At 62.9% G+C, this 14578-nt stretch carries 12 protein-coding genes; 2 read left to right on the forward strand and 10 right to left on the reverse strand.

The window, feature by feature from the left end:
• Positions 1–7: 7 nt before the first annotated feature.
• A complete protein-coding gene (locus C7I56_RS05190; protein ID WP_106639411.1) occupies positions 8–1291 on the forward strand; it encodes a citrate synthase in 1284 nt (427 codons plus the stop codon).
• Positions 1292–1385: 94 nt separating this feature from the next.
• Here C7I56_RS05190 and C7I56_RS05195 read toward each other — a convergent pair whose 3' ends face one another.
• Positions 1386–2594, reverse strand: a complete 1209-nt coding sequence (locus tag C7I56_RS05195; protein WP_106639412.1) for a hypothetical protein — start codon at positions 2592–2594, stop codon at positions 1386–1388.
• A gap of 154 nt (positions 2595–2748) precedes the next feature.
• Between C7I56_RS05195 and C7I56_RS05200 the strand changes: the two genes are divergently transcribed.
• The gene (locus tag C7I56_RS05200; RefSeq protein WP_106639413.1) at positions 2749–5016 is read left to right on the forward strand and encodes a coiled-coil domain-containing protein; all 2268 of its coding nucleotides are present in this window, start codon (positions 2749–2751) and stop codon (positions 5014–5016) included.
• A 3-nt stretch (positions 5017–5019) separates the two neighbouring features.
• On the opposite strand, the gene C7I56_RS05205 is transcribed toward C7I56_RS05200, so the two are convergent.
• From C7I56_RS05205 to nuoL, 9 genes are all read right to left on the reverse strand, one after another.
• Complete coding sequence (locus tag C7I56_RS05205) at positions 5020–5280, reverse strand: DUF1467 family protein (RefSeq protein WP_106639414.1); 261 nt, start codon at positions 5278–5280, stop codon at positions 5020–5022.
• 186 nt (positions 5281–5466) lie between these two features.
• Positions 5467–7101: a ribonuclease J gene (locus tag C7I56_RS05210; protein ID WP_106639415.1), complete on the reverse strand. Its 1635-nt coding sequence runs from the start codon at positions 7099–7101 to the stop codon at positions 5467–5469.
• 102 nt (positions 7102–7203) lie between these two features.
• Positions 7204–7980 carry a type III pantothenate kinase gene (locus C7I56_RS05215; protein WP_106639416.1) on the reverse strand — a complete coding sequence of 259 codons (777 nt, stop codon included), beginning with the start codon at positions 7978–7980 and terminating at the stop codon, positions 7204–7206.
• 12 nt (positions 7981–7992) lie between these two features.
• The gene (locus tag C7I56_RS05220) at positions 7993–8325 is read right to left on the reverse strand and encodes a DHCW motif cupin fold protein (protein WP_106639417.1); all 333 of its coding nucleotides are present in this window, start codon (positions 8323–8325) and stop codon (positions 7993–7995) included.
• Positions 8322–8795: a GNAT family N-acetyltransferase gene (locus tag C7I56_RS05225; protein WP_106639659.1), complete on the reverse strand. Its 474-nt coding sequence runs from the start codon at positions 8793–8795 to the stop codon at positions 8322–8324. Before C7I56_RS05225 ends, C7I56_RS05220 begins: the two co-directional genes overlap by 4 nt.
• A 9-nt stretch (positions 8796–8804) precedes the next feature.
• A complete protein-coding gene (locus C7I56_RS05230) occupies positions 8805–9506 on the reverse strand; it encodes a biotin--[acetyl-CoA-carboxylase] ligase (protein ID WP_106639418.1) in 702 nt (233 codons plus the stop codon).
• Complete coding sequence (nuoN, locus tag C7I56_RS05235; RefSeq protein WP_106639419.1) at positions 9503–10939, reverse strand: NADH-quinone oxidoreductase subunit NuoN; 1437 nt, start codon at positions 10937–10939, stop codon at positions 9503–9505. The genes C7I56_RS05230 and nuoN overlap by 4 nt, the downstream gene beginning before the upstream one ends.
• Positions 10939–12489: an NADH-quinone oxidoreductase subunit M gene (locus C7I56_RS05240; protein WP_106639420.1), complete on the reverse strand. Its 1551-nt coding sequence runs from the start codon at positions 12487–12489 to the stop codon at positions 10939–10941. Before C7I56_RS05240 ends, nuoN begins: the two co-directional genes overlap by 1 nt.
• A 34-nt stretch (positions 12490–12523) precedes the next feature.
• Entirely contained in the window at positions 12524–14578 is a 2055-nt protein-coding gene (nuoL, locus tag C7I56_RS05245; RefSeq protein WP_106639421.1) for an NADH-quinone oxidoreductase subunit L, read from the reverse strand.

Raw genomic sequence — 14578 nt, forward strand, 5'->3', positions numbered from 1 at the left:
GCCCAATATGGCCGATAAAGCCAGTCTCTCCCTCAACGGCGACAGCTTTGATTATGACGTGAAACCCGGCACCGTGGGGCCAGACGTCATCGATATCCGCAAGCTTTACGGCCAGACCGGCGCCTTCACCTTCGATCCCGGCTTCACCTCGACGGCGAGCTGCGAATCCAAGATCACCTATATCGACGGCGACCAGGGCATCCTGCTTCACCGCGGCTATCCGATCGAACAGCTCGCCGAACAGTCGAGCTTCATGGAAGCGGCCTATCTTCTCCTCCACGGTGAGCTGCCGTCGAAGAGCGAGTTCGACACGTTCACCTACACGATCAGCCGCCACACCATGCTGCATGAGCAGCTGGCGACCTTCTATCGCGGTTTCCGCCGCGACGCGCACCCGATGGCGATCATGTGCGGCGTGGTGGGCGCCCTTTCGGCTTTCTATCATGACAGCACGGACATCACCGATCCGCACCAGCGCATGGTGGCCTCCCACCGCCTGATCGCGAAGATGCCGACCATCGCGGCGATGGCCTACAAATATTCGATCGGTCAGCCCTTCCTCTACCCGGACAACTCGCTGTCCTACACGGGTAATTTCTTGCGCATGACTTTCGGCGTTCCCGCCGAGGAGTATGTGGTGGATCCGGTGATCGAGCGGGCGATGGACCGCATCTTCATCCTCCATGCCGATCACGAACAGAACGCCTCGACCTCGACCGTGCGTCTCGCCGGCTCGTCGGGCGCCAATCCGTTCGCCTGCATCGCGGCCGGCATAGCCTGCCTCTGGGGCCCGGCCCATGGCGGCGCCAACGAAGCGGCCCTGAACATGCTGCGCGAGATCGGCACCGTCGACCGCATTCCCGAATATATCGCCCGCGCGAAGGACAAGAACGATCCGTTCCGCCTGATGGGCTTCGGCCACCGCGTCTACAAGAATTACGATCCGCGCGCGAAGGTCATGCAGAAGACCGCGAACGAAGTGCTCGAAAAGCTCGGCGTCGACGATCCGATCTTTGACGTCGCCCGCGAGCTTGAGCAGATTGCGCTGAAGGACGAATATTTCGTTGAGAAGAAGCTCTATCCGAACGTCGACTTCTATTCGGGCGTGATCCTCTCCGCGATCGGTTTCCCGACCTCGATGTTTACTGTCCTCTTCGCGCTGGCCCGCACCACGGGCTGGGTCGCGCAGTGGAACGAGATGATCTCCGATCCCGACCAGAAGATCGGTCGCCCGCGCCAGCTCTACACTGGCGCGACGCAGCGGGATTATGTCCCGGTCGGCCAGCGCTAACGACTAGTTTTCCGCTAGTCCTGATCCTGTCGAAGGACGGTTCCAGGTGGTTCCGTCCTTCGACAAGCTCAGGACTAGTGGAGTGATCTGATTTTTAATCCTCATCCCGACTTGGCACTGGGCGGTGCACATGACGCTGCGCCCAGAAGAAGGATCCGGCCGCATAGATGGCCATTGCGGACAGGCCGGTGATCCACAATCCGGTGACCGCAAAAGGTAGGAGCAGCCAAGTCAGCCCCTTGCGCTCCGCGAGGAACAGGCGCCCTTCGACGATCCGCCCCTTTGCCTCGCCATGCAAAGCGGCGAGAAACGCGATGATGGTAAAGGCGAGGACGATGCAGCCCCAACCGCTCGGCTCGCGCAACGCGATACCCAGTCCGGCGAGCGCCGCGCCCGCACTCCACGGCAACACACGCCGCCAGCGCCGGAGGTTTGCCGGATCAACCATGCGAAGCCGCGCCAGCCGCTCGGCAATGCCGTCGAGCGGCGTGACGGCGAGCATCAGCAAGACACCCGGCAGCAGCCAGCCTTGCAGGAAGAAACCGAATGCAATGACGCTGAGCCCGGCTGCCGCACCATAAAGCCACTCGGGAACAGCGGGCGTCGGCATTAGAAGTCGCGTCGCGGCATATTCGACCGGTGAGAGTACGAAACGGGAAACCCAATCGCGCCCTTCAAATGCCGCGCCCTCCACGATCCGCGCCTCGGCGTGAGCGAGATCTTCCGACCTGTGGGCGATTGTGAGACGATCATCGGCAGAAGCGCCCGCCACGGAGAATTGCCGCGCGCCGCTCTGCACCGCACGTCGAAGAAATGTCGATTGGAGATCCCAGTCGTGCAGAACCGCTGCCGTCTGCCGCAGCAGCGCCCCGTCGAGCAACGCGAGGCCAGCCCAACGCGATTGTCCATCGATCCGCTCGAATCGGTCATCGGCTCCAAAGTCCGGCAACGTCAGAAGGACAGGCCCACCCGCATCGAGGACACGCGTCACATGACTTTCGTCAGCCACCAGGCCATCCGCCATCAACAGCAGTGCCGCATCGGATGGAATGGCGAAGGCCGCCTCCCCGGCATTGCGGGCCACGGTAATCGCGATCCCGTCGGCCCGGAGCCTTTCCAAGGCCGCGCTTAGAGGGGGCGTCTGCCGGTCGACAACAATAACGATTGGATGCGCACCGGCGGCAGCCGCAAGCCGCGCCTGCCGCTCGATTAAAGTACGTCCGGCGAGCTGCAGCGTGGCTCTCAGCCCCTGCCCGTCCGGTTCGCACTCATGATAGGCGCAAATCAGCGCTGCCAAAGACATCTAAGATCACCCCGCATGAAAGGGTTTGTAGGGTGAGGGCGAACCGGATGCAAAGCGGTTCGGCTGATGCAGCGGTGCATCGGGCGCTCGTGGTGACATGGTTAAGGCGACTTCAACCTATATTCCGCCCGGCATGTTGTGATAACGAACCTCCATGACAATAGGGGCAGAGCGCGCCGGGGCGCATTCGCTGACAAGCGAAGACACGACAGAGATCGGCCAGTGGGACGCGGTTAACGAGGACGCCGTCTCAAGCGGCGGGATGTGGGACATGCCGATAGCAGATATGGAACAGCCCGCGCCTGGACGACCGATTCTGGGCGGCCTGCTCATCCTCCTTGCCATTGCCTGGACCAGCGCAGCTATCTGGTCGATCCTTTCCACGGCGCCCGCGGCGGACCTGCCTGCAATCGTCGGTTGGATCGGTACGATCGCGGGGCCCCTGGTCCTCATTGCCCTGATGTGGCTGATCTTCGGCCGCACTCCCCGGCGCGAGGCGGAGCGCTTTACGCAAGCGGTGACGAAGATGCGCGCCGAAAGCGCCGCTCTCGACGGCTTGCTCGCCGTCGTTACGACCCGGCTTGAGGACAATTATGCGCGCATGACCGCCGAATCGGCGAAGCTGATGACGCTTGGAGATGAGGCGGCCGACCGCCTGGGCCGTGTTACGCACTATATCGCGAAGGAAACCGAGACGCTCGACCGCAAGGCCGAAGCGCTGGAGGCCGCTGCCAACGCTGCCCGCGTCGATATCGGTATCCTTCTCCAGGATTTGCCGCGTGCCGAAGACCAGGCTCGAACCCTCGCCTCCGCTCTGCACGAGGCGGGCGTTTCCGCACATGAGCAGGCTGGCGCACTCGATGCTCAGGTTTCTTCGCTTGTCACGCGCGGTCGTGAAGCAGAGGATGTGGTGGGCGGCGCGGCGCAGCGTCTTGCAGCTCACCTCGCCCGGATCGAGGGATCGATAGGCGCGGCGGCGGATCGGCTGGACCAAGCGGCGGGCGGACTTGGCATGACTGTCGATGACAGTCTCGCCCGCGCGTCCGAAGCCTTGGATGCGACGCGATCCGGTCTTGATGCACAAGGCCAAGCAACGCTGACGATGATCGAAAAAAGCGCCGTGGCTCTCGATAAGGCGGGGTCCGACGCGGCGCGCAGCCTTTCTCGCCGTATCGAGACATTGGCCGCCCAACTCGATTCGCTGGCGGCTCAATTGTCCGGACATGACGACAATAGCCAAGCGATTGCAGCGCGTATTGGCCGCGAACTTGAACTGCTGGAAGAGCGTCATGCGGCCTTGGCCAGCGGCGGATTGGACGATGCCGCCCGCTATCAGGAGGCGTTGACCGAGATGCGTGCAACCGTCCAAGCGCTGCATGAAGAGATGGGCAGCAGCGTGCAGCGCGCGGACGGCCTTGTGCATCGCACGCAAATCCTTGCAGCAGCCGTCAACGGGCTTGGCCACACGATGGGCGAAGCATTGCCCGAATTCCTGACCCGAATCGAAGCGCAGACCAGCCGCGCGCGGGAAGCTGCCGGCACGCTGCAGCCGCAGGTCGAAACGATCGTGGCGACAAGCAATGTTGCGGGTGAGCGGATGGCAGCGATGGAAGAGGCGCTCGTTCGCCAGCAGAATTTGCTTCACGACCTCCTCGACAGGCTGGAAAGAATTACGGGCAATGTCGGCGACCTAGACGGCAATGCGCGGCGACTGATCGCCGAAACCGGACCGGAACTGGTCGACGCGCTTATTCGTGTGCGCGAGACGGCGAACCAGGCCGCTGCTTCGGCGCGCGAGGCGATCGCCACCGTTATCCCGGAAAGCGCTGCCGCCTTGGGGCAGGCGGGAGTCGAAGCCGTGCGAGCATCGGTCGCGCCGCACCTCGCCGCGCAAATGGCCGAGCTCAACGACGCTGCGAAGAGATCCGCCGAAGCGGCTCGCATCGCGTCCGAACGCCTTACCCGCCAGATCGTTACGATCGGCGAGACCACCGCGGCGATCGAGGCACGGATTACGGAAGCGCGCGAGGAGCAGGAACGGAGCGATAGCGACACGTTCAGTCATCGCGTGGCATTGTTGATCGACGCGCTCAATTCCGCGGCAATCGACGTCAGCAAATTGCTGTCGAATGAGGTGAGCGACACTGCCTGGGCGGCCTATTTGAAGGGTGACCGCGGCGCGTTCACGCGCCGCGCGGTGAAGCTCCTGTCATCCGGCGAGGCCCGCGAGATCGGACGGCATTATGAAAATGATCCGGAATTCCGCGAACAGGTGAACCGCTACGTCCACGATTTCGAAGCGATGCTCCGCCGCCTCCTCTCCGATCGCGACGGTCAGGCGCTGAGCGTCACCATGCTCTCATCCGACATGGGCAAGCTTTACGTCGCATTGGCCCAAGCGATCGAGCGGTTGCGAGCTTGATCCTTAGCGGGCCCAATCGAGCTGTTCGACCCCGATCCAGCCGAAGATGTAGTTGAGGTAGAAGAGCGTGAAGAGCGCTGCCGAAAGGATAGTGGCGCGTAATGCCGCCCGCCCGAAACTGAAGCGATGCGGCGCGCTGTCCGCATGACCCGGGATACGATCGACGCCCATTTCCTCGTCCGTCCGCACACCGAATGGGATGACAACGAAAAAGCTCATCACCCAGAAGAGGGCGTAAATAGCGAAGATTGAGCCGATCTGCATGGGCGTCCCTTAAACTATCGTGAGACACTTACAAACCGGCTCGATTATGGTTCGCCCGTGCTATCGTCTTGCCCCGCTAGGGCTGAGCTTGTCGAAGCCCGTGGGAATCGCACGTTGCTCACGCCCTTCGACAGGCTCAGGGCTAGCGGGGTGGGTCGTAACTCGGATCTGGCCCCGTGGTTGCCGTCAAACCCGCACGATGAGGACGTTCACCACCGGCTTCTTGCCCGTCCAATCGGTGGCGCAGCGCCGCACCGCGAGGCGGATGGCTTCGCGAAGCTTGTCTTCCGGCCCGCCCTTGCGCGCGGCTTCTTCCGCCGCCTCGCAGGCTTCTCCGAGGAAGGCTTCGCGATCTTCCTCCACCGGTACGCCGTTAAAGCTGATCTGCACGTCGCCGACAATCCGATCGTTCGAATCCATCGCGACGGCGACGGAAATAGTGCCGAATGCAGCAATCTTGCGCCGCTCGTTCATCGTCGATCCGTCGGCCGCGAGGATGACGTCGCCGTCAAGGATCAAGCGCCCCACCCTCTCCTCACCCAATTTCTTCGGGCCGTTGGGTGCGAGGCGGACGAGGTCGCCATTCTTCTGCATGATGCCGCGCGGCACGCCGCATTGGAGGGCGAAGCGTTCATGCTCGGCCATGTGGCGGATTTCGCCATGGACAGGCACGATGATTTCGGGCCGGATCCACTGATACATGGCGGCAAGCTCCGGGCGGCCGGGATGGCCAGAGACGTGCACATCCGCCTGACGGTCGGTGATCATGTGGATGCCGCGATGGGCCAGCTCGTTCTGGATGCGGCCGATCGCGATCTCGTTGCCGGGTATCTGCTTGGACGAGAAGACGACAAGGTCGCCTTCGTCCAGCTTGATCTTGTGCTGATCGAAGGCGATGCGGGCGAGTGCGGCGCGGCTTTCCCCCTGCCCGCCGGTGGCGATGATCATGACTTCATGCTTGGGCAGGCCCATCGCCGTTTCAAAGTCCACGGTTTCCGGGAAATCGGTGAGATAGCCGACGCTCTTCGACACGCGCAGGATCCGGTCGAGCGAGCGGCCCGCGACACAGACCTTGCGACCGGTATCTTGCGCGACATGGCCGAGGGTCTTCAGACGCGCGGCGTTGGACGCGAAGGTGGTGACGAGCACGCGGCCCTTGGCACCCTGGATCGTCGCGTCGAGCCCTTCGCGGACCGTCGCCTCCGACCCCGAAGGCTCGGGATTGAAGACATTGGTTGAATCGCAGACAAGCGCGAGCACGCCTTCGTCGCCAATCGCGCGGAGTTCGGCTTCGGTGCTGGGATCGCCAAGCTGCGGCGCGTCATCCAGCTTCCAGTCGCCGGTATGGAAGATCTTGCCATATGGCGTGTCGATGAGGAGTGCGTTGCCCTCCGGAATGGAGTGCGCGAGCGGGATGTAACGGAAGCCGAAGGGGCCAACCTGGAAATCCCCCTGCATCTCGATAACGTTAAGCTTTACCTCTTCGAGGAGCCCCTCCTCTTCCAATTTTCCGGCGATCAAACCGGCGGTGAAGGGCGTGGCGTAGAGCGGCACGCCAAGATCGGCGGCGAGATAGGGAATGGCGCCGATATGGTCCTCATGCCCGTGAGTCAGCACGATACCGAGCAGATCGTCCTTGCGATCCTCAATGAACTTCAGGTCCGGCAACACCAGTTCCACGCCCGGATAGAGCGGATCAGCGAAGGTGAGGCCGAGATCGACCATGATCCACTTTCCCTGGCAGCCATAGAGATTGACGTTCATGCCGATCTCGCCCGAGCCACCGAGCGCGAGAAAAAGGAGTTCGTTACCGGGCTTCATTCTTCAAATATTCCAATCTTTTCGTCACTCCGGCGAAAGCCGGAGTCCCGTGGAAGTTCCGTGCGGGCAGAAGGAGATTCCGGCTTTCGCCGGAATGGCGGCCTAAGTCAAAGACCGCTCATAGAGGATGCCGAGCCCGGTGATGGTGAGATCCGGTTCGATCGCGTCGAAGACCTCGCTATGCTTGTCGAACAAGGTGGCGAGGCCGCCGGTCGCGACGACCTTGGCCTGGCGCCCGATCTCCGCCTTGATCCGCGCGACGAGCCCCTCGATCATCGAGACATAGCCCCAATAAATGCCGCTGTGCATCGCTTCCTCGGTAGAGCGGCCGATCACCTGCGCGCCTTCCGGCGCCTCGATCGCGATTCGCGGGAGCTTCGCCGCCGCGGCGACGAGGGCGTCGAGCGACAGGTTGATACCCGGCGCGATCACGCCGCCTTTGTAAGTGCCGCTATAATCGATCACGTCAAACGTGGTCGCCGTGCCGAAATCAATGACGATGAGGTCGCCGGGATGAGCCTCATGCGCGGCAATGGCGTTGACGAGCCGATCGGCGCCAACCGCTTCGGGCTGGGGCAAGTCGACCGCGATGCCGAATTCCACCGGCGCGCGGCCCGCGACGAGCGGCGTCACGTTGAAATATTTTTCGGCCAGCACTTCCAGATTATGGAGCGCGCGCGGGACGACCGTCGCGATGATCACGGCTTCCACATCATCCAGGCCATAGCCTGAAAGGTCGAGCAGCTGCCGCAGCCACACCGCATATTCGTCCGCCGTCCGTCTGGGATCGGTCGCGATCCGCCAGCGCGCGCGAATCTCGCGGCCCTTCATCAGGGCAAAGACGATGTTGGTGTTTCCGGCGTCGAGGGCGAGGAGCATGAGGCGTTCCGATCAGTCCACGATGAACAGCTTGGCCCCAACTTCAGTCGAGGATCGGTGAGCTGCATCGCCAAAATCGGATACGTGATAACTCATTCCAGCCTTGAGGTGAAATGTGCGTCCGTCCTTCAGCTCGGATACGAGTTCGCCTTCGAGAACGAACAGAACATGGCCCCGGTCGCACCAATGGTCGGCGAGATAGCCGGGTGAATATTCGACCATTCTGATCCGCGTGTCGCCGACCATCACGGTCCGTGAGACGACCGTTCCATTTTCCCCCGGCTTATCCGAGGCTGGCTCACGCGTCCAGTCAACACATGTGAACGCGACTTCCGGTAACTTCATTCTCCATCTCCCCCCTTCGGCACGACCAACGCCATTTCCGCCGTATCCTCCCAGCCGAGCGCCTCGTAGAGCGGTCGCCCCTGTGCGGTGGCGTGGAGGATCATGAACTGGAGGCCGCGCCGCTGCGCCTCGCGGGTTGCTTCGGCCATTAGCTTCTTGGCGATACCCTGCCCGCGAAAGTCGGGCTCGACATAGACGTTGAGGATATAGCCGCGCCGGTCCATTAGCGGGTGAGCGGGGTGCGGCGGCCAATCGATCTCCATCATGCCAAGGCCGGCGACGGAACGCCCTTCATAGTCCGCGGCCCAGCCAAAATAGCGGCCATCGGCAAGCCGCGGTTCGAGCCAAAGGCAGAAGGGCTCGCCCATCGACGCGATCACATTCTCGCTCCGCCCGGAATCGCGGAACATGGATTCGCGATGATGGCAGACGAGGTCGCGGTCTTCAGGCGTGAGAGGGCGGATAAGCATGGCCATGCCCTAAATCAGAAATACGTCACCGGCATTAACAATGCGCGTGGAGCCATCCGCGATCCGCAGGCGCAGCGCGCCTGTTTCGTCCAACCCATCGAACAGCCCTTCCACCTTCTCGCCCGCAGCAGCGGCGGTTAGGGCGGTGCCGATTGGGTGGGACGCAGCAAGCCAGCGGTCACGGATGACCCGCAGGCCTTCATTGCGCCAGCGCCCGAGCCAGCGCGCAAACGCATCGGCCAGCGCGTCGAGGAAGGTGGCGGGATCTGGCGCGACACCCGCGAGGGCCGCGACGCTGGTGGTCGGCCGCTCCAGCGTCTCCGGATGATGAGCGAGGTTGACGCCGAAGCCGATCACCACGGCATCGCCCGATCGTTCGAGGAGGATACCGGAAAGCTTCGCGCCGCTCGCCAATATGTCGTTCGGCCACTTGATGAGCAGAGGCGCGTCTGGCGCATAGAGGCCGATAATTTCGTGAAGCGCGACAGCGGCGGTCAACGCCAGCGTATGTGCAGGCGGGTCGCCGGGCTGCACGCGCACCAGGGTGCTGGCGTAGAGATTGCCCGGCGGCGATTGCCATTCGCGGCCCTGGCGTCCCCTGCCCCCGGTCTGCCGGTCGGCGCGCAGCCAGGTGCCCTCCGGCGCGCCATCCCGGGCGAGCGCGGCGACATCGTCGTTGGTGCTGCGCGTCTCCGGGACGGAGCGGATCAGAAGAGGGCTCCAGCGGCGTTCAGCGAAGCCGTGCCGAGTGGCTCAAGCGCGAACCAGCCCAAAGGCGACACGAACAGGGCCGCGGCCAGGATCACCGCACTGCTCACGAGATCGCGCCGTGCCTCGAAGGCCGGGGCCGGATCGTCGAAATACATGACCTTGATGATGCGCAGATAATAGAAGGCGCCGATCACCGAGGTCGCGATGCCGACTGCCGCGAGCCAGGTGAGGTTCGCCGCCACCGCAGCTTCGAAGACGTAGAATTTCGGCCAGAAGCCCATGAGCGGCGGAATGCCCGCGATCGAGAACATGAACATCGCCATGGCCGCCGCGAGGGCCGGACGCGTGCGCGACAGGCCGGAGAGCGACACGATGGTTTCTACCGGCTGGCCTGCCTCGTCACGCATCCGAAGCACGACGAAGAAGGTACCGAGCGTCATCACGACATAAACCGTCATGTAGAACAGCACCGAGGCGACGCCTTCGGGCGTTCCGGCGGCGAGCCCGATGAGCGCGAAGCCGACATTGTTGATCGAGCTATAGGCAAGCAAGCGCTTGATATTCTGTTGCCCGATTGCCGCGACGCCGCCAAGGATGGTCGAGGCCAATGCCATGAAGATGACGATCTGGCGCCATTCGAACGTGGCCGCGCCCAACGCCTCGATCGTCACGCGGGTGAGGAGCGCCATGGCGGCGACCTTCGGCGCGGAGGCGAAGAATGCGGTGACCGGCGTCGGCGCGCCTTCGTAGACGTCCGGCGTCCACATGTGGAACGGTACGGCACTGACCTTGAAGGCCAATCCTGCGAGGACGAAGACGATGCCGAACAATTCGCCGGTCGAGATGCCGTCCGTCGCGATCGCCGCCGCAATGCCTTCAAAGCTCGTGGAGCCGCTAAAGCCGTAGAGAAGCGAAACGCCGTAGAGCAGGATGCCGCTCGCCAGCGCGCCCAGCACGAAATATTTGAGGCCTGCTTCGGCCGAGCGGCTGTCCTTGCGCTGGAAGGAAGCGAGGACGTAGGCGGCAAGGCTCTGAAGCTCCAGGCCGACATAGAGGGTGATGAGATCGCCCGCCGAGGCCATCATGCCCATGCCGACCGAGGACAGCAGGATCAGCACCGGATATTCGGTGCGATAGACGCCGTCGCGCGCAAACCAGCTCATCGCCGAAAGCATGGCGATGGCGGCCGCGACATAGATGAGGATCTTGGCGAAGGCGGCGAAGCTGTCGGCGACGAACAGGCCGTTAAAGGCGATGCCGCCAGGGCCCGTCACGCCCGGCACGACAAGGGCCGCGCCGATGAAGGCGAGGACGGCGAGCCAGGTCGACAGGCGTGCAGCCTTGTCGCCCGCAAAGGCCGCGACCATCAAAAGGGCGATGGCGCTCGCCGAAAGGATGATTTCCGGCAGCGTCAGGACAAGCGAATAACCCATTAGTGCGCTCCCCCTTCACCATGGGCGGGCGCGGCATGCGCTTGCGGCATCACGCCTTTTCCTTCCGTAACCTGTGCATCGCTCATCGGTGTTGCGCGCTCGATCCGCTCAAGAAGGCGGGTCACGTCGTCGCGCATCGGCGCCATGAAGCTTTCGGGATAAACGCCCATCCACAGCACGACGGCGGCAAGCGGTGCGAGCATCGTGATTTCCCGCTTGGTCAAATCGGGGAGACGCGCCACCTCTTCATTCGGCGCGCTGCCATAAGCGACGCGGCGATAGAGGTAGAGCATGTAAGCGGCACCAAGGATGATGCCCGTCACCGCGACGAAGCCGACCCAGCTATTGGCCTGATAGACGCCCATCATCGCGAGGAATTCGCCGACGAAGCCCGACGTGCCGGGCAGGCCGACCGAGGCCATGGTGAAGAGCAGGAACAGCAAAGCATAAGCCGGCATATTGTTCGACAGGCCGCCATAAGCCGAGATTTCACGGGTGTGCAGGCGGTCGTAGATGACGCCGACGCACAGGAAGAGCGCGCCCGACACGATGCCGTGGCTGAGCATGACGACAAGGCCGCCCTCAATCCCCTGCCGGTTGAAGGCGAAGAGGCCGAAGGTGACGAACGCCATGTGCGCGACGGACGAATAAGCGATGAGCTTCTTCATATCCTGCTGCACCAATGCCACGAGCGACGTGTAGACGATGGCGACCATCGACAGGCCCATGACGAGCCAGAAATATTCCGCCGAGGCTTCCGGGAACATCGGCAGCGAGAAACGGACGAAGCCATAGCCACCGAGCTTCAGGAGCACGCCCGCCAGGATCACCGAGCCCGCGGTCGGCGCCTGAACGTGCGCATCGGGCAGCCAGGTGTGGACCGGCCACATGGGCAGCTTCACCGCGAAGGAGGCGAAGAAGGCGAGCCATAGCCAGGTCTGCGCGGAAACCGGGAAGTCGTAAGCCATCAACGCCGGGATCGACGTCGTACCAGCCGTGAACACCATCCACAGCATCGCGATCAGCATCAGCACCGATCCCAAGAGCGTGTAGAGGAAGAATTTATAGGAGGCGTAAATCCGGTTCGCGCCGCCCCAGATGCCGATGATCAGGTACATCGGAATAAGGCCAGCTTCGAAGAATACGTAGAACAGGAACAGATCCTGCGCCATGAACACGCCGAGCATCAGCGTTTCCATGAACAGGAAGGCCGCCATATATTCGGGCACGCGCTTGTCGATCGCTTCCCAGGACGCGAGGATGCAGATCGGCATCAGGAAGACCGACAGGACGATCAGCATCAAGGCGATGCCATCGATCCCAAGCGCCCAGGCGAACGGCCCGAAGCCGCCCAGATTTTCAACGAACTGCCACTGCGCGCCGCCAATATCGTAATTGACCCATAGCAGGATGCCGAGCGCCAGTTCGACAAGCGTCGCGATGAGCGCGAGCCAGCGGGCGCCATTTGCGCTCAAGAAGAGACAGGCGGCGGCGGCCAGCGTAGGGACCGCCAGCATCAAAGTCAGAATGGGAAAGCCGAATTCGTTCACAGCTTGTTGCCCCCAAATTCGTTCATCGCGGCCCTCATCGCGCCATCACCCAGGTGGTGGCCGCGGCAAGGCCGATCAGCATGACGAAGGCGTAGGAATAAAGATAGCCGGACTGGAGCCGCGTGAAGAGACGATTGCCCGCCACTGCCACCGCCGCGACGCCGTTCGGACCGAAGCGGTCGATCGTTGCCTCATCGCCCTTCTTCCAGAACAGGCGGCCGAACCAGAAGGCCGGGCGGACGAACAGCAGATTGTAGAGTTCGTCGAAATACCACTTGTTCAGCAGGAACTTGTAGAGAACGCCGAACTGGCCGACGAACCGGTCCGGGATCGACGTGTCGCGGATATAGGCCGCAAACGCGATCAGGAAGCCAAGGATCATCACGGCCGCGGGCGACAATTTCACCCAGAGCGGCACTTCGTGAATGGCGTGCATCAGATGCTCGTCGAACGCGATCGATCCGGCCCAGAAAGCGGTGCCCTCACCCGGCTCCAGGAACGGGCCGTGGAAGACGAAACCGGCAAAGATCGCACCGATGGTCAGGACAATGAGCGGCACCAGCATCGGCCACGGGCTTTCGTGCGGGTGATGGCCGCCCGTGCCTTCCTTGATGGCGTGCGCGGGCGCTTCATGCCCGTGCGGATCATGGCCCGCATCTTCGTCCGAGGGATGATCGTGATGATCGCCGTGAAGCGCATGCTGGATGTGCTCGGACGCCGCCCAGCGCGGCTTGCCGAAGAAGGTGAGGAAGACAAGGCGCCAGCTGTAGAAGCTGGTGAGCAAAGCCGCGAACACGCCGACGAAGAAAGCGATGCCGCCCGCTGTCGTTCCGGCCGCGAACGCGCCCTCGATGATCGCGTCCTTCGAATAGAAGCCCGCAAAACCGAACACGCCGATCACGCCCACGCCGGTAATGGCGAGCGTCCCCGCCATCATCGCCCAATAAGTGAGCGGGATGGATTTCCGGAGGCCGCCATAGAAGCGCATGTCCTGTTCATGGTGCATGGCGTGGATGACCGAGCCCGCGCCAAGGAACAGCAGAGCCTTGAAGAAAGCGTGCGTGAAGAGGTGGAACATCGCCGCGCCATAAGCGCCGACGCCAGCCGCGAAGAACATGTAGCCCAATTGCGAGCAGGTCGAATAAGCGATGACGCGCTTGATGTCGTTCTGCACCGTGCCGACGGTCGCCGCGAACAGGGCCGTGGCGGCGCCGACGAAGGTGACGACGGTGAGCGCCGTGTCGCTCGTCTCGAACATTGGCGACAGGCGGCAGACCATGAACACGCCCGCCGTGACCATCGTCGCGGCGTGGATGAGCGCGGAGACCGGCGTCGGGCCTTCCATAGCGTCCGGAAGCCAGGTGTGGAGGCCGAGCTGCGCCGACTTGCCCATCGCGCCGACGAAGAGCAGCAGGCAGAGGACGGTCATCGTGTCGAAACGCGTCCCGAGGAAGCCGATCGTCGAACCGGTCATGCCGGGAGCTGCTGCGAGGATTTCCGGAATGGAAACGGTGCCAAAGATCAGGAAGGTGCCGAAGATGCCGAGCGAGAAGCCGAAATCGCCGACGCGGTTCACCACGAACGCCTTGATCGCGGCCGCATTGGCAGACGGCTTCTGATACCAGAAACCGATGAGGAGGTAGGAAGCGAGGCCCACCCCTTCCCAGCCGAAAAACATCTGGATGAGGTTGTCGGCCGTCACCAGCATCAACATCGCGAAGGTGAAGAGCGACAGATAGGCGAAGAAGCGCGGCTGGCTGTCGTCCTCCGCCATATAGCCCCAGCTATAGAGGTGGACGAGGCTGGATACGGTGGTCACGACGATGAGCATCACCGCCGTCAGCGTATCGACGCGGAGCGACCAATCGACGACAAGATCGCCCGAGCGGAGCCACGGCAGGACCGTGACGACCTGTTCCTGAAGGCCGCCCGACAGGAAGCCGAGAAAGACGGGCCAGGAAAGCGCGCAGGACACGAACAGGGCGCCGGTCGTGATGGCCTTGGCGGCCGTGTTGCCGATGGCCCGGTTGCCGAGCCCTGCGATGGCGGCTGCCAGAAGCGGCAGGAAGACGATGAGCTGGATATTCAT

The organism is Allosphingosinicella vermicomposti, from assembly GCF_003012815.1.
GTDB classification, from domain to species: Bacteria; Pseudomonadota; Alphaproteobacteria; order Sphingomonadales; family Sphingomonadaceae; genus Allosphingosinicella; species Allosphingosinicella vermicomposti.